The sequence below is a fragment of the Elusimicrobiaceae bacterium genome (assembly GCA_017528825.1).
Lineage (GTDB): Bacteria > Elusimicrobiota > Elusimicrobia > Elusimicrobiales > Elusimicrobiaceae > Avelusimicrobium.
On record JAFXOI010000039.1, the window covers coordinates 1 to 19,246 of the forward strand.

Below are 19,246 nucleotides of genomic sequence, written 5' to 3' on the forward strand. Positions count from 1 at the left end.
GGGGTGTATTTAGTGTGCGGAGAGGGAACCGGCGGCAACAGTTGTTCAGACAATCCAAATCAAGAAAAATGCTGTAATACGGCGGCTCCGGTTTGTCAATATTGGAATAAATCTTCTTCAAAGTGCTACACAAAGTCCTGTGAATCGGGTGTACGACATTTAGATACGAGTACTTGTCAATGTGTTTGTGACAAAACTCAAGAAGATTGTGGATACAAGGAAGGTTGGTCTGTGGGGGGGTTAGGTAGTGACTGTACGTGTAATTGTGGTACCTGTGTAGATACCTACAATGGCCGGGAGCCCAGAGCAGGGGATCTTTGTTATGCGAAATATCATGATGGAAATGGAAACTTCTTTTATAGAATGGGGGTCGTAACTGGGGATCCGACGTGTAATAATTGCGTGCGCAATATTACTTGTGAATTCGCTGCTTTTGAATGGAAGCAGACCAGTGGCCCTCGTTATTATTGGAAAGCGGCGGCAGATGAGCAGGTGGCTCAGTCGCATTCTTCTTGCAGAAGTGAAAGTGATTTAAATAAGCAACTATTTCGTGAGTATCCCACCGTTCACAATTCACAGTCAGCAGCATGTAAAGATGCTGTAGGGAAGCCATCTCAGGGCGGTATAAGTAGTGAAACCTGTTGGGAAGTGTATACCTACACATGCCAACGCTCTGCTACTTCATCAACACCATGGACGCAATTTGAGTATGGATATCCGCCGTGTTATCCAAACTGTTAGTATAAAAGAGAGTCAAATCATTTTACACCCCCGGGTACTCCCGGGGGTGTTTTGCAAAAAAGATATACGTTCCTAGACGGTTTTGCTATAATAAAAATAGCGTATGTCTATTTTTTCCAAACTATTCAAACTATTTATTACGGTTGTTTTAATGCCGCTTATTCCCATGGTTTTACTATTGGGATATTACCAGAGCCGGCAGAAGACTACCATCTTGGAAAACCACTATAATTTGGCGGAAATTGTTTCTTCCGAATTGCCTCATTATGTAACAGAGTTGGACGGACATTTAGATTTTATACCTGACTTGGCGGTGGCCTTACCGCAACAAACTGCGGTCACACAATTACTTGCCCAGGCTATGGAAAAAGACCCGCAATGGTTGTTTTTGGCAGTATTTACGCCGGAAGGGACTGAACTGACGGGTCTAGTCCGCGGTGAAAACACAAAGCCTCAATCTTCAACGGATTTAGCCCCGGCCCACGACCAAGATTTTCGTTTGCAAGCCCGTTTAACTGACGTGGATGGCAATATTCCTTCTTTGGAATTTGTGTATCCGTTGTCAAAGGGATATTGGCTGTACGGAAGGCAAACCCTGCCGGATTTATTAGACCGATTAGCCCAAATGCGTATTGGCCCGACCGGACAAATTTATTTGGCTACCAAGGAAGGAAAATTATTGACAGCACCTTATCAGGATAATCCGGAAATAGCACCTTTGCAGTTGCAACAACAATTTCAGGCTAAAACTCCGTTAATTTTTAAGCTCAAAGGAAAAGAAGGCAAATTTGTGGGGGCGGTTTCGTCCGAGCCGCGTTTGGGTATATACACCGTTGTGTTGCAACCTAGGTCAGAGGCCTTTCGCAGTTTATATTTTTCCTACTTGGTGCTGATTTTATTTGTGTTGACAATTGCTATGTTGTCTTACTTTGGGGCATTGGCATTTTCGCGCAGTTTGGGAGAACCTATCGCACAACTTATTCAAGGAGCGCAAGCCGTTAGCCGCGGAGATTTGGACCACCGGGTGCGAGAAGACGTGGGGTGGGGGGAATTTCAAGAGTTGATAGCATCTTTTAATAAGATGACAGCTGATTTGAAAGATTATCAGGCCTTGCAACTTAAAAATCAGGTTAGCGAAATGAAGGAACAAGTGTTCCGTGCCGTGGCGCATGATTTACGCGCACCGCTAGTGGGGTTGCAAGGGTATATTTATTTGCTTTCCAGCGGTCAGGTTAGTGAACAGGAACAGCGGGAATATCTGTCTCGCATGATGGAGGCGGCGCAAAACTTATCTTCTTTGCTCGAAGATGTGCTGGCTGTTTCGCGGGTGGAGGCCGGAGTTGCTTTGCCTAAGCGGCAAACGATAGAAGTGGAACCTTTATTGCAAAGTGTTCTGCACGCGCAGTTACCCTCGGCCCAAAACAAGAACTTGGAAGTAAGTTGCGAGGTGCCCGCCGCCCTTACGGTCTATGCAGACCTCAAATTATTACGGCGCATTATTAGCAATTTATTGTCTAATGCCATTAAATTTACCGAGCACGGTTTTATCAAAATAAAAGCTTGGCAAGAGGACAACAATGTCTATATTTCGTTGCAAGACAGCGGGATTGGAATGACGGAAGAACAATGTCAAACAATTTTTGATAAATATCACCAAGTAAATGCCCGCACAGAAGGGTATGGACTGGGATTATTTATCAGCCGCCAGCTGGCTCAGGCCCATGGGGGAGATTTGACTGTTCAATCGGTATTGAACCAAGGAAGTACCTTTATGCTACGGTTGCCGCAGGAGGGAAAATGATTGTTTTTTGGCGATTATTATTAGCTTATTATTTATGTACGGTATTGTTTTATAACCGTCGTTTCTTTACGTGGCGGGGGAAAAATCCCATTTGTGCCTATTTATTGCAGGGGCTTATATTTGGGGCAATGGCTGCGCTGTTGTGTGCTCCGTATTTGGAAATGGATTGGCGTTTGGCGGAAAATTGGCTTTTGCCCGGCTGGAGCGCAGTAGCTATATTAACCGGCGTATATGTAATCATCAACCGCTTGTTGGTGCGCCGTGCTCAGCAAACAAAAGGATACACGGGTACATTTGTCATGCATGAAGTGGCGATGTGGGCCGCTGTTTTGGCGTGCTCTCCTTCGCTTACGCTCTATTACACCGGTAACTGGATGTCAGAACCGCTGACGGTATCTTGTGTGGCACTGCTCATAGTGACTAAAGTATTTAGCATCTTTATTTACCGCATGGAACAGGATTTATATGGGCGCGAATTCCCTACGATAGACGAAAGTTTTGTTACCATGTTGATGCGGATGATTTTCTTTTTGATGGCGCTGTTGCCGGGGTGGCGGTGGCTGGTGTGGATGCTTATTTGGGGATGGGCCTGTTGGGTGGCGCGTAAAAACCGTTTAATGGATTTGTCTAATTTTGCGTTTTATTTCAGTATATTGGGTACGGTGGCAGTTGGGTTTTTAGTACGCTGTAGCTGGTATTGGTGAGATATGACCCCGATAGAAAATATCAAATTTGCTTGTTTGGATACCGAAACCACCGGTTTATGTGCCGCGGCCGGCGGTAAAATTTGCGAGATTGCCGTATCGGTCAGCCAAAACGGTCAGAAATTGGAAGAATTTTCTACCTTGCTTAATCCGCAAATGCCTATGCATCCGGACGTGATTGCTATTCACGGTATTACTAATGAAATGGTGGCAGGTGCTCCTGTTTTTGCAGATATCGTTCCGCAACTACTGGGGCTGTTAGAGGGTTGCGTTTTGGTGGCACATAATGCAGATTTTGATTTAGGTTTTTTGCGGCAGGAAATGCAAAATTGTGGACTGCGCTTTCCGGAATATCCGGTACTGGATACCTTGAAATTAGCGCGCAAAAACGGGAAATTTGAGCGCAATAAACTGGGGGTTATTGCCCAAACCTTGGGTATTTCTGCCGACGGAGCACACCGTGCCATGGCCGATGTGCGCATGACGGAAAAGATTTTGTATTGTTTTTTGCAAGATTTTATGAAAGAGGGCGTGAGAACTTGGGAGGAACTGGCTCAGTACCAGTTTAAGCGCCATGAAGCGGTGGTGCTTGGTTCCACGGTCTTTTCGTCAAAGAAGTAACTTTTCTATAATATATAAAAGGAAATTTGGATACCGCACAACGGTAAAAAGGAGATATTTATGAAGAAAGTAGTTTTGATTATTCGCGACGGATGGGGAAATGCCAAAGCAGGCAAGTATAATGCTGTCAGCCATGCCAATACTCCCAATATGGATAAGTATTTAGCTCAGTGGCCGCATACGGAAATTGAGGCCTCCGGTGAGCAAGTGGGATTGCCGGCAGGGTATATGGGATCTTCGGAAGTAGGACATTTGAATATGGGCGCAGGGCGCATTGTGGTACAAGAACTCAAACGCTTAAAAGATACTATTGAAGACGGCTCTTTATTTAAGTCCGCTCCGTTCGCTGCCGCGATTGATAATTGCTTGAAAAATAACAAGGCCTTGCATTTAATGGGACTGGTACAAGATGAAGGTGTTCACGCGCACCAAGACCATTTGTTTGCGATTGTTAAATATGCCGCGCAAAAAGGCGTGAAACAAATTTGGGTACATTTCTTTTCAGACGGCCGCGATACACCGCCGAAATCTTCCGTTGGATTTATTCGCCAAACCGAAGACGTGCTTAAAGAATGCGGCGTAGGTAAAATAGCCACCATTCAAGGGCGTTACTATGCCATGGACCGCAGTGAAAACTGGGCCCTGACAGACCAAGCCTACAATTTAATTGTACACGCCCAAGGCGCACACGCCGCCACCGCTGAAGAAGCGGTGAAAACCGATTATGAAACCTTGAAAACCCCGGACGGCGGCCCCATGGTGGATGAATATATCCCGCCGACCGTATTGGGCGATTATAAAGGAATGACCGAAGGCGACAGCGTGATTTTCTTTAATTTCCGCCAAGACCGCGCTATTCAACTGACGAAAGCCTTTATTGATGAGGCTTATGCCGGACATATTAACCGCGTGCCGTGCGTATATTGCGGGCTGACAAAATACTATGATTCCTTCCCGTACAATGCGCTGCCTTCCATGACAGATGGCGGCGGTATGGACCATTTGCTCGGACAAGTGATTTCTGATGCCGGACTGAAACAATTGCGCCTAGCCGAAACGCAAAAATTCAAACACGTTACTTCGTTCTTTAACGGGAAACAAATTCAGCCGTATCCCGGCGAGGACCGCATTGAAATCAAAGGACGTTTTGATCCGGCTACTTTTGCCGAGCATCCGGAAATGGAAGCCTACCGCGTAGCCGAAGAAGCCGTCAAACAAATTGATAGCGAAAAGTATGATTTTATCGTTATCAATTTTGCCAATGGCGATATGGTGGGGCACACCGGCAATTTTAATTCTGTGGTCAAAGCCATTGGAGTGGTGGACGAGTGCGTCGGACAAGTGACGGAAAAAGCCTTGTCTAAAGGATATGCGGTGATGATTACTGCCGACCATGGAAACGCCGAAGAAATGTGGGACGAAAAAATCAATATGCCCAAAACCGCGCACACTACCAATTTGGTAGATTTTGTGTATATTAACCCGGATGAGGCGCATGCCAAAATGGCCGCCACCGGCAATTTGGGTGATATCGCGGTAACGGTATTAGACGTCATGGGGCTTGAAAAACCCGTTGATATGACTGCCAAGAGTCTGATTGAGAAATAGAAATTATAAGTATAAAAATCCCCGTTTCGTATATTGCGAAACGGGGATTAAAATTTTAACAAATTTTACATCTCATAAAATTTATCGTAAGCAGAACTCTTAATTGGTTCTGTGTTAGAAAACATTTTGCAGAAGCCTTTGTTAATCCCGTCACTATCATTGTGTGCTAAGCAAAGAAGTTGTTTACTGTATTTCTTGTCTATTCCTGTATACACGGGATCATTGAGAAATGCAAATCCAGAACCTGCATAAGGACCTTTTGAGAAACGACCTAGTATCCAGTAACCTCTATACTGGTCACAGTATATTCCCACGCTAAAGTTGTCATTTCCTCTACCATTTATTCTGCCATACCCATCCCAAAATACGATGGTGGAATTATTGAGTTCTGTTGGTAGAGCTCCATCTAAACTGGTATCAATTGCAGCAAAAGAAGTAGCACAAGTTGCGTTGTCGTCATAATATATCTGATGTTCTTCCCCAATTCTTCTTGTGAGAAGTTGCAGATTAGCGGCTTTGCTTTTCCATATTGCTTTCTCATACTGTGGTAGGGCAATGGCTGATAAAAGGCCAATGATAAGAACGACTACTAATAATTCTATTAGCGTGAAGGCCTGTTTGTTGTGTTTCATAATTTTCTCCTTTCTGTTACGAAACCCAACAAAAACGGCTGCATTGTTTGCGTGCTTATCACAGTCCACAAATAAAACAGCCGTAGTTTATTATTTTTTCAAATAATAAACATTCGGCACAAAACAGCGGGTTTCGAAGGCCCGCTATTTTGTACCTCAAACAGGCTGTTCTTGGCGTGATAAGCCCCCTTGCGGGTACTCCGTTTCTGCAACGGTTCCAAAAACAGATTCAAATTTTAACTACATTCCTAGTATAACAAATTTTGTATCTTACTTTTTATATAATACCTGTATGGAAACCTATCTTAAAGTAAAAGTACACGCGGATGAAAAGAAGGAAAAATTAGTCCAAAAATCTGCCGATACTTTCGAAATCTGGGTCAAAGCCCCTGCCGAGCGCGGACAAGCCAATGCCGCGGTGCGCAGCGCGTTAGCGGCGCATTTGGGCCTGCCGGAAAATAAGCTGTCTCTTATCAAGGGCGCCACTTCGCCCGCCAAAATTTTCCTACTGCGCAAATAAGTTGCATCGTAACCCCCAAAATTTGTTATAATATCTACAAGGAAAGAATCGCCCGGGCCGCAGGTGAGTTAGTGCCCAAAAGAGATTCAATAAAACCCACGCGAGGCGCAGTAAGGCCTTGTGAGGTTTTTTGTCTGAAAAATCAGAGAAGAAAAAAGTATAAAACTATGAGAACCTACGAAACAGTAACTATTGTAAAACCGCAACTTTCCGACACGGAAGTAGCGACTTTCGTGACCAATGCTAAAGAATTGGTCGCCAAACATGGTGGCGAAGTCACCAGTGAAGAAAAATTGGGCAGAAGAAAATTTACCCACGAAGTAAATCACGTGCGGGATGGCTTCTACCTCTATTTGAAATTTAAAGCCCAGCCGGAATTTGTAAAGGTATGGGAAGACACCATGAAACTCAACGAACAAGTGTTGCGCTCCATGGTCATGTTGGCTACTGAAGTCAAAGCCAAACCGGCCGCGGTGGCCAAATAAGGCGTGTGTATGGCAGGCCAAATTAAATTACCGGAACAGAACCAAGTCTTAGTGGCGGGCCGCTTAACGCGGGACCCCAATGTAGCCTTTACCCAAAAAGGGCAGGCTGTGTGCCGCTTTGACGTGGCTGTTAACCGCCGTTATTTAGACCAAGCCAGCAATGAATGGAAAGATGATACCGTGTATGTGCCCGTGGTAGTATGGGGCCAAGCTGCCGAACGTGCCAAGGACCGCTTGAAAAAGGGGACTCCGGTGTACGTAGAAGGCCGCTTGACAACCAGCGAATATACCGATAAAGCCACCGGTCAAACACGCCGTTCTTTGCAAATTACCTGCCGTCGGTTGCAAATTTTGGAAAGCAACTTTGCCGGCGGTGCGTCTGACTATGCCGCTCAACCGGCTGCCAAAGACGATGTACCTTCCGTAGATGTGGATCAACCCGTCATGGAAGATGATGTGCCATTTTAAATTTAACAAATAAGAGGGAAGTAAAAATGTCCGAAGAAATTAAAACTACAGAAACTACCGCCGCTGCTCCGGCCGCGGCTGCCAGACCGGAAAGACCGGCCCGTCCGTTTGCTAAAAAACGCTTTGAAAGCCGCCGCAAAGTATGCAAAGTTTGCGCGGAAAAAATTGACAACATTGATTACAAAAATTTCCAATTCGTCAAATCTTTCACCATGGACAGCGGGAAAATTCTCTCCCGCCGCATTACCGGCACCTGTGCCAAGCATCAACGCCAAATTACCAAAGCTATTAAACGTGACCGCAATTTGGCTATCTTGCCGTATTCGTTGCCGAAGAAATAAGTGTTTAGGGAGAATTTGAAATGAAAGTTATTTTAAGAGAAAACGTAAAAAATTTAGGCATGGCCGGTGATATTGTAGAAGTAAAAACCGGTTACGCTCGTAATTTCTTGTTGCCGCAAGGTATGGCCGAAGTAGCCACCGAAGGCACTATTAAAAATTGGCAATTAGGCGCAGAACGCCGTGCCAAAAAAATCGAAGCCGAACTCAAAGAAGCCCGTGCCATTGCTGAAAAATTGGAAGGCGTCGTGTTGCCTTTTACTAAAACTGTCAACAGCGACGGTGTAGTATTCGGTTCCGTTAACAAAGCCGATATTTACAAAGCCTTGATTGCTTTAGGGCATAAAATTGCCAAAGACAGCATTGAGCTGAATATGCCGGTAAAGGCTTTGGGCGAAACGGAAGTGGGTATCTATTTGAAACCGACCGTTACTGCCAAAATTAAAGTGAAAATTGAAGCTTTAACTGAAGTGGAAACGAAAATCCCCGATGCTAAAGCTGAAACGGCTCAAGCCAAATAATAGTTAATTAATTCACGCAAGGTGTCAGGTCGTGACACCGGTAGGGCCGAGAGGTTCTCTGATTTATCCCGCACGAGTTATGCTTGTGCGGGATTTTTGTAGGTAAAGTACTCCTTACTAACCAGCCTGTGAAACTCCTACAAAATGCTTTCATAAATGGCGGAGTAGGGAGGTTGAGTATTTAGTTTTTGAAACGCTTTGTTTTCGTTAGTATGATTTGATTTTGAATTATAAAATTTGATACTCTTATAGTATGATTGAGATTGAAACAGAAGGCAATTCCATCGTCTGTATTTTAAAAGGTGTCTTAGACGACACCCAATCCATTAACATTCCGGTTGCTGGAGTGAGTAATAGAAAAATACAGCTCATTGGAAAAGATATTACATCTTGGACAACGGATTTTGTAGTTAAACTTTTTAACGTACTACGCTCGGTTCCTAGAGAGAACATTACTTATTCACACTTGCCGGAAGGGATGGAACAGCTCCTTCGCTTGGCGTTTCAAGTTCCCACTAAGCAAGAGGATGCCGCCCCTGCAAAAGAGCCCTTCTTAGAGCGTGTAGGTCAATGGGGCATTAACTTTTTTGCTTGCATTTGCAAAGGCTTGTCTTTTATCCATGAATGCTTAAACTCTTGGATAAGACAGCTGACAGGAAACGCCGTTTACCGCAGCAAAGACTTTTGGTTGATTCTATCCGATTGCGGACCTAAATCTATTTTAATTGTGTCGCTAATTAGTTTTATGGTGGGGCTTATTTTGGCCTTTGTAGGTTCCATACAACTCAAAACTTTTGGTGCGCAAATTTATGTGGCCAGTTTGGTCACGATTGGAATGACGCGTATTATGGGTGCGGTGATGACGGGTATTATCATGGCAGGTCGCACCGGAGCCTCCTATGCTGCTACCATCGGAACTATGCAGGTAAATGAGGAATTGGATGCCTTACAAACCATGGGGATTTCTTGTAAGGACTTTTTAGTATTGCCGCGTATTAATGCCCTCCTTCTTTCCATGCCTATTTTGGTTTTGCTGGCTGATTTCATGGGCATGTTAGGCGGATGCTTTGTATGTGTGGCATTTCTGGGCATTCCGTTTAGTGAATATCTGAAATATACGATTAACTCCTTTTACATAAAACATTTTCTGGTAGGTGTTTTCCACGGAATTGTTTTCGGCTATATAATCGCTTTATGTGGATGTTATTTTGGGGTAAACTGTGGACGCAATGCAGATAGTGTAGGGGCGGCCACTACCCATGCAGTGGTATATTCTATTGTATGGATGATTGTGATGACAGGCGTGCTTACCGTAATCTTTCAAGGATTGGGCATATGATGAAACAAGATCCGATAATCCGCGCGGAACATTTGAGCATTGGTTATGAGAATAAGGTAATCATGAAGGATTTATCGTTTGCCATTCCCAAAGGAGATATTTTTATCATTATGGGTGGCTCCGGATGTGGCAAAAGTACTCTACTGCGTACTCTCACAGGCCTTATTCCCGCTCAAACCGGCCAAATTTGGATACGTAACACTGATTTTACAAATGCCACGCCTAAAGAAAAATTGGATATTTGCAAGCATAGCGGTATTTTATATCAAAGCGGTGCATTGTTTAGTTCCATGACACTAGCTGAAAATGTGGCGCTTCCCTTGCAACAATATACCAATTATACACCGGATAAAATTAGCCAAATTGTAGCGTTTAAGCTGGCTTTAGTAGGGTTAGGCGGGTACGAGGATTACTACCCGTCCGAAATCAGCGGCGGTATGCGCAAACGTGCTGGGCTGGCCCGTGCATTAGCGTTGAATCCTGAAATTGTTTATTTCGACGAACCGTCTGCGGGATTGGACCCGATTAGCTCTAAAAATTTAGATGATTTGATATTGGAAATTAATAAAACATTAGGTACCACTATCATTGTTGTGACGCACGAACTTGCTTCTATTTTTGCGATTGGTAAAAATAGTATTTTCTTAGACAAAACGATTCGGACGATTTCAGCAAAAGGAAATCCAAATGAACTTTTAAAAAATCCGCCTAATCAGCAGGTTTATGAGTTTTTGACAAGAGGAGAAAATTATGAAAAGAGAACCAAATAAAAAAGCAATCGGACTTTTTTTAGTAATCGGTTTTGCTTTATTTTTAGGATTAATCGGACAAACGGTTTTGCACAAAATACACACAGATACAAAAGATTTAGCGGTGATGTATTTTAGCGAATCTTTACAGGGTTTGACCGAAGGCTCTCCTGTTATATTTCAGGGAGTGGAAGTCGGTAAAGTCACGCGTGTAGTATTAGTGACTAATAAAGATGATTTGAACTTTCATGTGGCGGTTTATGCCCGCTTCAAAGAAACGGATGTGATCAGTGAAGGATCTCTTTGGGAAAAATTGTGGAAAAAAGACAAGGAGCTTGATTTTTTGGGTCTGATGATTAAACAGGGGCTTCGAGCGCGGTTGGCTTCCCAAAGTTATTTAACGGGGCAACTGCGGATTGATTTGGTCATGTTACCAGATACGGAAGCTACGATGTTTGATAGCCCTAAAAAGGAGAATATCCCGCAAATTCCGACAGTTTTATCCCAGAAGGAAGAGCTGGTACGTGGGCTCAATAGAATTAAAATTCAGGAAACACTTGAAAAAATTAACACGGTAGCGGAAACATTAGGCAAAGAATTGCCTGTTTTATTGCCCGCTTTGACGAACAGTTCTAAAAATTTAGATCAAACATTATCTCGGATATCTGAAAATACCGAGGAAACCCTTTCTAATCTAAATGAAACATTACATGATGTATCGGATGCGGCTAAATCTACTCGAAATTTGACAGATTATTTAGAACAACATCCCGAATCTCTGATTAAAGGAAAAAAAGGAGAATAATATGAAAATTATAAAAATCATTATTCCTTGTTTATTGCTGGGTGCCTGTATGTTTGGGACGAGCAAAAATTCCAAGTTCTACACCCTGACATCTACTCCTGCCCCAGCTGTTTCTATTGATTATAACGCTTTTGTAGTGGTCAACCGTGTTCAATTGCCAAAATATGTAGATCGGGCGCAGATAGTAACTCAACATAAAGATTCTGCACAGGTTAATATATCGGAATATAATCGTTGGGTGGAAGCCCCTGCAACTTTGGCAACACATGCATTAACAGAAGATTTAAGTGTTCTTCTCCCGGCGGCACAAGTCAAGGAGACCCGGTTCAAAAGGGGCGCAGCCGACTGGACTATTACAGTAGAAATTGTTGAAATGAACGGCGTGCTGGGCCAAAAAGCAGAAATCATAGCTTGGTACACGGTTCAAGATAAAGCCGGAAAAATAAAGACTTATCAAAAATTCAGCAATTCCGTCTCTATCGGTAAAACTTACGATGAGTTAGCGCAAGGTTATAGCCAGCTGCTAATGCAGTTGAGTCAGGAAATTGCTGAAAGTTTGCTCGCGAAGTAGTTTTTAATATAGATTGCGGAAAATTTTGTTTTGAATGGATAGTTAAAGAAAAAGGCCCGAGAAGGGCCTTTTTTATGGGCATCTAAATACGCTTTGGCGCCTTTCTCGTCCTAATGCAAGCAAAGTAGTTTTCCTGCTTCCACCCGGACATGCAAAAACCCACCAGCAAGGGTGGGTTTTCAAATGGTGGGGCAGCAATTTTTGATGGGGTGCGGGTTCTTAGAACACGTCGTATGGGTGACGCGCAATTCCCTGTTTAACAGGCAATTAACAGGCAAAAAACAGGCATTTGAAAAGTTTGCCCGTTGGATTTTAGGGGGGTATGGCAATCCTCGCCCTCTTCAGAGAAATATCTGCCAAAAACACTCCCAATTCCCTACCAGAGATAACAGGGAAAGAACAGGGAATTAAAACACTTTTATCAGATTTTGCTTGTAGGTATAGCCGGATAAATCATTTTGACGCACGGGATACCACTTGCCCTTTTTATTGTCGGGCCAAACCCATACATAAGTCTTGTCTGCCAGTTGTGCGATAACTTTTCCGTTTGGTTTATCGCGCAAATTGGCCGGCCCATCTATACGGTAAAGTACAGGAATATTTTTTTGTGTACGGTTAAAGGATAATACTCCATTTACCAGAAATTCCGCAGATAAATCCCACTCTGGGGTATAGTCTTGCCGATTAACGGCATAATATTCCTCACCGTAAAATGCCTCTCCGTCAAAACAGCCGACCGATTTGAACGGACTTTGCACGATTAAATTAAAACTTTCAATCGGCCCTTGCCAATTATTAGCGGTTGTAAGAATATATTCTAAGTAATTACGAGCCTGCAGATGATCTGTGGAGTACGTGTTTTCATTTTCCGGTATATAGGCAAATGATTTATACAGCTCACTCTCCCTGTTAATACATTCGGAAAATGGAAAGCCCACATTATTATAAATGGCAGTAGGAGTATAGGTATGTCGTACAGATATTGTTTTATGAGCGGGGAAAGTTTGCTGCCACGAATAGGAAATTTGTTTTTTCCAATTTGTATCGTCCGGTATTTTCCAATTTTGTATTTCGCCTTTATCTCTATCCAATGTCCAACCCCACTCAATAATTTTTTTATCCTGTAATTTTTGACGGGTTTCTTCCTGTAAGGTTTGGATGCGTTTGGCTAATTGTTGATCCGTAATAACTTCTTCGGGACGGTAAAATAATATAGATACCTCTTTGGTAATGTCTTTATCGTTTTGTGTAACGGTCCAATGTGTTTGATACTGTTTTTGTTTGCCATTAACCCATAATTTAAATTTGTAATCGTGAGACTCATCTCCTAAATATTCTTCGACGGCAGGCATTTCCGGTAGTGGAAAAAACATTTGCGTGGTAATATCTTTACCTGTAGTATTTTCAAAAAGATAATTCACTTCTATTTGATACGGACGGATATAAAGTGCTTCTACTTTCATTTTTATCCCGTCCTGTTTTTCAAACACGACCCCGCCGGTGGGAAGTATTGTTCCAGATGTGTCATTGGCGTAAATAGATAAACTAGTAATTATAAAAGTGCAGGCACACAGAAAATTTTTTAGCATGTTTTCCTCCATAGGCAGCCGGAAAAAATCCGGCTGCCTGACAGATATTTATATAGGTCTTTTGTATCTATACACTTTGTATTCTATATTATTTTTATCCTTTGCCTGCCAATGAATGCTAATTCCTTCAGATTTAGCTGGTTTTCCATTGACACTGCCATATACCTCAGGTACTTTGCTTTTCCATGTGCCTGATTCTACTTCTTTGCCCGTTAATATTGCGGCGTGTCCATGTTCCTTCCCTTTTTCTGTAGCAACTACAATATATCCTTCCTTAGCTAATTTAGTTGCTTCTTTATGATCGGGATTGCCCTTTTTATCTGTAGGCAAATTAGCCCAATCGCCGGATTTATCCATACTATCTATCATCGTGTTCATGTTTACTCCTTTTTGTACATTGATATCCAGTTTGGATAACTCGCGTCCAAGAGTTGTATTGCAACGGATTTCTGAACCAATGATATTCTGTTGTTTGTCTTCACGCGGAGTATTGCGCAAATATTCATTTGCTTTGTCCCATGCCTCTGTAGATTGCCCTTTCGGTTGTGGAAATCTATAAAAATCTCGTCTGTTTTTATCTGCTTCCGAAATGCTCTCTGGAGGATTTTTAGGATCAGGAACACCTAATCGTTCAAAAGCATTCGGGGTTTTGGAATCAGGCACACTTTGCCCTTCATGTTGAGATTTTTGAAATTCATCCCATCTTTTTTGATTTTCCCATAGTTCTTTTCGTCTGTCAAAATCGGACGGCTCATCGGGAGCAGCGGGGGTAAATGTTGGTTTTGATTCAGACGGTAGCTGCTCTTGTTGTTCGTTGGCGAATTGTTTGGCAGATTTCCCGTTTAATTCTTGCAAAATATTATGTCTTTCCTCGGCGTAATCTTTTTTGCCATACATGCGCGTGGTGAAATCATCTTGAGTGGCTTGCTGGCGCTCTTGATAATCAATGTCTTTGAGTCGGTTTTCTAAATATTGCTTGCGCAAAGGATGTAGTTGATCTTCCTCTTCTTTGTCGGGATATCTCTCAAGCAAATCTGAGGTGCTATTGTCCCATTCCCTTTTATCTTTCGGGATACGCAATTCCCAGGTAGTATAAGGTTTTTCTTCTTGGAATGGGTTTTGGTTTCGGATTATTTCATCTTCTTCATCTTGGCTGGGGCGGCGCAAGATAAAGCGCATACTTCGTTTAGGCATAGAGCCTCCTTTCAGATTAGATTTAATTGCAGATTTTTGTAACAAAAACACCCGCGCCGGGCGGCGCAGATAGTTGGCACGACGATGTTTTTTGTGGATTTACGGCCAGGATACAACTACTATATTTAATATTATACTATAAAATAGCTATCTTTGTCAAGTTTTTTTCAAATACAAAGAAAGGTAAGGAGAAAAATAGCCCACAGATTTATCCTTTTGATTTTTGAGTCATTTTAATTATTATACTCCTTTGAATAAATTGATGATGAAATCTTCCAAATTCCTTATGCAGAGTAACAGGGAATATGCAGGGAATATATTATAATGATAGTAGATATATAGAAAAGATAAATTATTTTCGAACAATAAATAATTGGAGTATTATAATTACATTTATGGCAGTAGAGAATAAATTTGACTTGATTCCTGCAATTCCTAGTGAGTTATTATCTCAATTTCTAAATGATAATGTAATAGTTTTCGTGGGAAATGGCATTTCTCGATTAGCGGGAGTTCCATCTTGGCGTGAACTTGCTTTAAGGTACTTGGAAAATTGGTTCGAAAAAGGGAATCTGTCTTATGATGCATACAATAAATTAAAGGATGAGTCAGATCCTTTAACGCTTCTCACTATTTGTGCTGGGAAACTGGGAAAAGATGAGTTGAAGAATGAGCTTTATGCGAGATTAACTCAGTTTATTAAACAAGATTCTGAAGAAGAGAAAAAGATATTGCGTATTTATAGATACATAAGGGATTTTCATGCAGGATATATTACCACAAACTATGATGATTATTTAGAGATGAGTACTCCTACAAGTGAAATCGAAGATTTGCAAGGAATAGAGTTTTTGCAACCATATAAAATAAATTTACAGAAAACATTAAATCGTTTGGGACTGAATGATAAAATGGAAAAAGCCCGAGATAGTATAGTATATTTGCATGGCAAAGCGTCTAAACTTGGGGTTGTTGAGAAAGATGCCGTGCGCAATGACATTATTTTGACACTCGAAGATTATTTAGAACATTACAAGGATGATGATGGGTTAGGAAAAACTTTTTTAAGTAATGTGTTTGCCAATCATGTTTTTCTATTTATAGGTTTTGGCCTCAAGGAATTTGAGATTATTCAGCATATTAGGCGCCCTGATAATAGTCACAGCCATTATATACTATTGGGGGTATCAGATTATGAATATGACATATCCGATCAATATAGGAATTATTACAGTATCCTAAATATTACTCCAGTTTTCTACAGCACATCTCAAAAAGGCTATGCGCAATTAGAAGACGTTTTGAGAGAATGGTCTTTAAATATTAGGACTGCTAGAATGGAAAGATTGAAAAACTTACAAAATGCTGAACAAAAGGCAAAAAATTTGGAAAATATCCGGAGATTGGGTAATGGAACCTTTAGATAAGGAAGAAAATGAGATTTTAAAGTTGATATGTGCAGAATCGACTGCTTTAGAGGATTTTCTAATTGAATCCTCAAATCCTCGCTTTTTGCCTTTTCTAAATGGAAGAAATGATAAAAATTTGAATATTTTTCAAAATGGATTTGATCCTCAAGCTACCCAGTGGAAAGATCATTCTGTTTTTTGGTTACCGGCTATATATTTGGAGAGAATTTCTAATAGATTACGTCAAGAATCTGATGTGTCAGATTCAGTACGCCAAGAATATGTATGTAATATCCAACAAGCTCTTGAGGACATAATTAAAGGTTATGATAAAGAAAATAAAAAGGACCTCGATGTTGTACAACTACTGCTACATATAATTCAAACTCAACATATATCTTCTTTAGATAATCGGCTTATTGATTTTATTATTATAAATCTAAAAAATGAAAAATCTTCGGCAGTAGTGCGTAATGCTCTCCCTATCATTAGAGAAATGTTATTTAATGGTAAGGATATTGAGCTTATAGAAAAATATATAGAACTTATGTTGGAATTATTGCCAAATGAACACGGAGCATCAGATAATCGAAGTTATTTTATAGAGGAGTTTCTATTAGATCAGGAAATTATAGAAAAATTGGCAGATATTTGTTCTGAAGCTTTTTTAATCAAATTAGCTAATAATTTAACACAAACATTGGATCAGCGTCCTGAAGTGGTTTTGAAAGATGGACTAAAAATTCAAATCCAAGAGGATAGCTCCTTACGAGTAACTCTTACAGATACAAGTATTGACTTTACATTACAATATTTTGAATTCAAAGACAAATATGCAAAAATTAAACCTATTATAGAAAAGGAGTTAGAAAATTATAATGGAACTAAAGATAGATTCCTTGTGAATAAAATTTTGTATTGGTATACGTATATATGGAGTGATTTAACTTACATATCTTACCCATCTTTGTACGCTAAGCCTAAAGGATATTATAAAGCTCGTCAAGCGGTTTTAATTTATTTGTTAAAAGAAATTTTATTAATCAAATTAACAAAACAAGGAGTAGATAAATTTTTGAATACATACCAAATTATTACTTCTCAAAATAAGTATTTTATTTTTAAACGAATTTTCTTATACTGTTATGCCAAAGAATTTGAACAGACACGAAATGAATTATTAGCTTTGCTTGAACACGAGAAGTATCTGTTATTCTCTTTGTATTTTGAAGCAGAGATGTATAGCTTATTGGAAAATAATGTTGAGAAGTTTACGCCTATAGAAAAGAAGAAAATAGAAGAAATAATCGAAAATGGTCCCTATTCAGAAAGAATATGGGATGAAAATAGGGCGGATGGAACCACTCTAAGCAGAGCAAAAAAATTTTGGCAACAAGAATGGTATGCCCCATTAAACAACGTGGAACCTTTTAAACATAAATATGAAGAATTGAGGCAACAAACTCATATGAAAGAGTTTTTTAATTTTCGAGATGGGACAGAAATCCGGCCACTTCATTACAATTCTTTGTTAGGGGACATGGAAATTCTCTCACTACTAGAAAATGCTCCAAAAGAGTATGTTACTAAAATTGTTGAATTTACTAAACGCGAGCCAAATCGAGTAATTGCTTCTATGCATGAGATGGCCCATACTGAAGGGAATGTAGAGCAGATGCGACGTCTGGCAGAAAATTATCCAGCAATTATAACTGAGTCAATAACCGAATTAACGGAACTGGCACCCATTTATGTGCGGAATATTTTGTATGGTTTACGTGCGACGAAGGATAGAAAAAATATTAAATGGAAAAAAGTGAATTTCTTTGTAGAAAGCTATGTGGATCGTTTATTTCAAATTAAACAAGTTGTGCCAGTAAATGAAAGTACAGAAGATATTATAAATGATGAACCTGAGGGGAAAGTTGCGGAATCTATTGTGGGCGCATGGGCTGATGCGATATCTATTCAAGAGGATAGAGACTATTTTGATATATCAGAAATTAAAAGATTGTTATTAAAATATTTAGAATTACTCTTAGAAAATTACTCTTTTGATAGTGAAGCTATGTATTACTTACAAGGAGGGAAAAAATATCCCTTAGATTATTTGACTTTAGCTATAAATACAGAAGTTGGAAAAGTATTAGAAAAATTAATTAGGCTGCTACTTTCTGAGGATGTTCATAATTTAGTAACATTACAAAATGTTTATGATATGATGATAGAACGAAGAGTAGTAGAAGCACATGTTTTTCTAGGTTTCTATTTTATTTATTTTTATCAAAATTTAAAGGAATGGACCAAAAACACAATTGATTCTATATTGAACTTATCCAGAAACGAAGAAACATATAAATACTGGGAAATGTTTTTTGAGGGATTTATTAAAAGCAATAATCAATATTTGGATTATTATGAATGGATGTTTGCACATTATGCCAGAGCTATAGAAACATACAATGGCAAGGGAAATGAGAGACTTATAAACCTTTTTGTTCAATTTTTCATATCTGGTAAAGATGAATTAAACGATAAATCTTTAATTTGTTTGTGTTGGGAAAAATCGGCATTTCAGCTCTTATCTGGATGTATAAGAGATATTTCTTTTTCTTTAAATAGAGCCAAATCGTATGGTTATACTCCGACAGAAGAAGATATCGAACAAGAAAAAAGGGTTCTTCCAAAAGCTAAAAAATTATGGGACTTCTTATGGAGAAAAATAGATGATATGCATAATATCTCGTTGGCGGAAAGTCCTACAGAACAGAAGAAGCTATTTGCAGATATGTTAGAACTGATACCATCTTTGTCTTCCTTGAACAATCAAACGGAAGGAAGGATTTCTCAGCTTATAGATTGTGAAGATCCGGCGTTTTGGGGAACATCTTCCCTATTTAGTAATTTAATGTATTTAGTAGAAAAAAATGATAATCAGAAAAACGAAATCCTAAATCTAGCAAAACTATATCATAAAATCATTCAAAGAATGGATTATTTTACAATTTCCGAACAACATCAAGAGATTATAAATTTATTGAAACGGTATATTAGCGATTCCGAAATAAAGTTTCAAATAGATTTAATCAAAAATGTTTATGTAGATAAAAAATGGAATCAATATTTGACTTGGTTTTAAAGTAAGGTTATA

General features: G+C 40.2%; 19 protein-coding genes. 16 read left to right on the top strand and 3 right to left on the bottom strand.

Features of this window, described 5'->3' with window-relative positions; all coding sequences use genetic code 11:
* The 5 genes from IKN49_06760 to IKN49_06780 all read left to right on the top strand — a co-directional run.
* On the top strand, positions 1 to 741 hold a 741-nt coding region (locus IKN49_06760), incomplete at its 5' end, for a hypothetical protein (GenBank protein MBR3632737.1).
* A 103-nt stretch (positions 742 to 844) separates the two neighbouring features.
* On the top strand, positions 845 to 2,542 hold the full coding sequence (locus IKN49_06765; protein ID MBR3632738.1) for a HAMP domain-containing histidine kinase: 1,698 nt from the start codon (positions 845 to 847) through the stop codon (positions 2,540 to 2,542).
* On the top strand, positions 2,539 to 3,246 hold the full coding sequence (locus IKN49_06770) for a hypothetical protein (protein MBR3632739.1): 708 nt from the start codon (positions 2,539 to 2,541) through the stop codon (positions 3,244 to 3,246). The genes IKN49_06765 and IKN49_06770 overlap by 4 nt, the downstream gene beginning before the upstream one ends.
* 3 nt (positions 3,247 to 3,249) lie before the next feature.
* A complete protein-coding gene (locus tag IKN49_06775) occupies positions 3,250 to 3,867 on the top strand; it encodes a 3'-5' exonuclease (GenBank protein ID MBR3632740.1) in 618 nt (205 codons plus the stop codon).
* A gap of 60 nt (positions 3,868 to 3,927) precedes the next feature.
* Positions 3,928 to 5,475, top strand: coding sequence for a 2,3-bisphosphoglycerate-independent phosphoglycerate mutase (locus IKN49_06780; protein ID MBR3632741.1), 1,548 nt, complete (start codon positions 3,928 to 3,930; stop codon positions 5,473 to 5,475).
* A gap of 65 nt (positions 5,476 to 5,540) precedes the next feature.
* Here IKN49_06780 and IKN49_06785 read toward each other — a convergent pair whose 3' ends face one another.
* On the bottom strand, positions 5,541 to 6,107 hold the full coding sequence (locus IKN49_06785) for a prepilin-type N-terminal cleavage/methylation domain-containing protein (GenBank protein ID MBR3632742.1): 567 nt from the start codon (positions 6,105 to 6,107) through the stop codon (positions 5,541 to 5,543).
* Between the two features lie 292 nt (positions 6,108 to 6,399).
* Between IKN49_06785 and IKN49_06790 the strand changes: the two genes are divergently transcribed.
* The 9 genes from IKN49_06790 (at position 6,400) to IKN49_06830 (ending at position 11,903) form a co-directional block, all read left to right on the top strand.
* Positions 6,400 to 6,627: a DUF167 domain-containing protein gene (locus IKN49_06790; protein MBR3632743.1), complete on the top strand. Its 228-nt coding sequence runs from the start codon at positions 6,400 to 6,402 to the stop codon at positions 6,625 to 6,627.
* 167 nt (positions 6,628 to 6,794) lie between these two features.
* The gene (gene rpsF / locus IKN49_06795) at positions 6,795 to 7,112 is read left to right on the top strand and encodes a 30S ribosomal protein S6 (GenBank protein MBR3632744.1); all 318 of its coding nucleotides are present in this window, start codon (positions 6,795 to 6,797) and stop codon (positions 7,110 to 7,112) included.
* Positions 7,113 to 7,121: 9 nt separating this feature from the next.
* The gene (locus IKN49_06800; protein ID MBR3632745.1) at positions 7,122 to 7,580 is read left to right on the top strand and encodes a single-stranded DNA-binding protein; all 459 of its coding nucleotides are present in this window, start codon (positions 7,122 to 7,124) and stop codon (positions 7,578 to 7,580) included.
* A 26-nt stretch (positions 7,581 to 7,606) separates the two neighbouring features.
* Positions 7,607 to 7,921 carry a 30S ribosomal protein S18 gene (locus tag IKN49_06805; protein ID MBR3632746.1) on the top strand — a complete coding sequence of 105 codons (315 nt, stop codon included), beginning with the start codon at positions 7,607 to 7,609 and terminating at the stop codon, positions 7,919 to 7,921.
* 20 nt (positions 7,922 to 7,941) lie between these two features.
* A complete protein-coding gene (gene rplI, locus IKN49_06810; GenBank protein MBR3632747.1) occupies positions 7,942 to 8,439 on the top strand; it encodes a 50S ribosomal protein L9 in 498 nt (165 codons plus the stop codon).
* Between the two features lie 253 nt (positions 8,440 to 8,692).
* Positions 8,693 to 9,778, top strand: a complete 1,086-nt coding sequence (locus IKN49_06815; protein MBR3632748.1) for an ABC transporter permease — start codon at positions 8,693 to 8,695, stop codon at positions 9,776 to 9,778.
* Positions 9,775 to 10,548: an ATP-binding cassette domain-containing protein gene (locus tag IKN49_06820; GenBank protein ID MBR3632749.1), complete on the top strand. Its 774-nt coding sequence runs from the start codon at positions 9,775 to 9,777 to the stop codon at positions 10,546 to 10,548. The genes IKN49_06815 and IKN49_06820 overlap by 4 nt, the downstream gene beginning before the upstream one ends.
* Positions 10,529 to 11,332: an MCE family protein gene (locus tag IKN49_06825; protein ID MBR3632750.1), complete on the top strand. Its 804-nt coding sequence runs from the start codon at positions 10,529 to 10,531 to the stop codon at positions 11,330 to 11,332. The genes IKN49_06820 and IKN49_06825 overlap by 20 nt, the downstream gene beginning before the upstream one ends.
* A gap of 1 nt (position 11,333) precedes the next feature.
* A complete protein-coding gene (locus IKN49_06830; protein ID MBR3632751.1) occupies positions 11,334 to 11,903 on the top strand; it encodes a membrane integrity-associated transporter subunit PqiC in 570 nt (189 codons plus the stop codon).
* A gap of 407 nt (positions 11,904 to 12,310) precedes the next feature.
* On the opposite strand, the gene IKN49_06835 is transcribed toward IKN49_06830, so the two are convergent.
* Together IKN49_06835 and IKN49_06840 are read right to left on the bottom strand one after the other, a co-directional pair.
* Complete coding sequence (locus tag IKN49_06835; protein MBR3632752.1) at positions 12,311 to 13,492, bottom strand: DUF4424 family protein; 1,182 nt, start codon at positions 13,490 to 13,492, stop codon at positions 12,311 to 12,313.
* A 48-nt stretch (positions 13,493 to 13,540) separates the two neighbouring features.
* The gene (locus IKN49_06840; protein MBR3632753.1) at positions 13,541 to 14,686 is read right to left on the bottom strand and encodes a hypothetical protein; all 1,146 of its coding nucleotides are present in this window, start codon (positions 14,684 to 14,686) and stop codon (positions 13,541 to 13,543) included.
* Between the two features lie 395 nt (positions 14,687 to 15,081).
* Between IKN49_06840 and IKN49_06845 the strand changes: the two genes are divergently transcribed.
* Positions 15,082 to 16,113, top strand: coding sequence for an SIR2 family protein (locus IKN49_06845; GenBank protein MBR3632754.1), 1,032 nt, complete (start codon positions 15,082 to 15,084; stop codon positions 16,111 to 16,113).
* The gene (locus IKN49_06850; GenBank protein ID MBR3632755.1) at positions 16,097 to 19,234 is read left to right on the top strand and encodes a hypothetical protein; all 3,138 of its coding nucleotides are present in this window, start codon (positions 16,097 to 16,099) and stop codon (positions 19,232 to 19,234) included. Before IKN49_06845 ends, IKN49_06850 begins: the two co-directional genes overlap by 17 nt.
* Positions 19,235 to 19,246 lie beyond the last annotated feature (12 nt).

Bases quoted from the DNA above. Each gene is read 5' to 3' on its own strand.
- IKN49_06765 (MBR3632738.1), top strand. From the start codon at position 845: ATGTCTATTTTTTCCAAACTATTCAAACTATTTATTACGGTTGTTTTA.
- IKN49_06770 (MBR3632739.1), top strand. From the start codon at position 2,539: ATGATTGTTTTTTGGCGATTATTATTAGCTTATTATTTATGTACGGTA.
- IKN49_06775 (MBR3632740.1), top strand. From the start codon at position 3,250: ATGACCCCGATAGAAAATATCAAATTTGCTTGTTTGGATACCGAAACC.
- IKN49_06780 (MBR3632741.1), top strand. From the start codon at position 3,928: ATGAAGAAAGTAGTTTTGATTATTCGCGACGGATGGGGAAATGCCAAA.
- IKN49_06785 (MBR3632742.1), bottom strand. From the start codon at position 6,107: ATGAAACACAACAAACAGGCCTTCACGCTAATAGAATTATTAGTAGTC.
- IKN49_06790 (MBR3632743.1), top strand. From the start codon at position 6,400: ATGGAAACCTATCTTAAAGTAAAAGTACACGCGGATGAAAAGAAGGAA.
- rpsF (MBR3632744.1), top strand. From the start codon at position 6,795: ATGAGAACCTACGAAACAGTAACTATTGTAAAACCGCAACTTTCCGAC.
- IKN49_06800 (MBR3632745.1), top strand. From the start codon at position 7,122: ATGGCAGGCCAAATTAAATTACCGGAACAGAACCAAGTCTTAGTGGCG.
- IKN49_06805 (MBR3632746.1), top strand. From the start codon at position 7,607: ATGTCCGAAGAAATTAAAACTACAGAAACTACCGCCGCTGCTCCGGCC.
- rplI (MBR3632747.1), top strand. From the start codon at position 7,942: ATGAAAGTTATTTTAAGAGAAAACGTAAAAAATTTAGGCATGGCCGGT.
- IKN49_06815 (MBR3632748.1), top strand. From the start codon at position 8,693: ATGATTGAGATTGAAACAGAAGGCAATTCCATCGTCTGTATTTTAAAA.
- IKN49_06820 (MBR3632749.1), top strand. From the start codon at position 9,775: ATGATGAAACAAGATCCGATAATCCGCGCGGAACATTTGAGCATTGGT.
- IKN49_06825 (MBR3632750.1), top strand. From the start codon at position 10,529: ATGAAAAGAGAACCAAATAAAAAAGCAATCGGACTTTTTTTAGTAATC.
- IKN49_06830 (MBR3632751.1), top strand. From the start codon at position 11,334: ATGAAAATTATAAAAATCATTATTCCTTGTTTATTGCTGGGTGCCTGT.
- IKN49_06835 (MBR3632752.1), bottom strand. From the start codon at position 13,492: ATGCTAAAAAATTTTCTGTGTGCCTGCACTTTTATAATTACTAGTTTA.
- IKN49_06840 (MBR3632753.1), bottom strand. From the start codon at position 14,686: ATGCCTAAACGAAGTATGCGCTTTATCTTGCGCCGCCCCAGCCAAGAT.
- IKN49_06845 (MBR3632754.1), top strand. From the start codon at position 15,082: ATGGCAGTAGAGAATAAATTTGACTTGATTCCTGCAATTCCTAGTGAG.
- IKN49_06850 (MBR3632755.1), top strand. From the start codon at position 16,097: ATGGAACCTTTAGATAAGGAAGAAAATGAGATTTTAAAGTTGATATGT.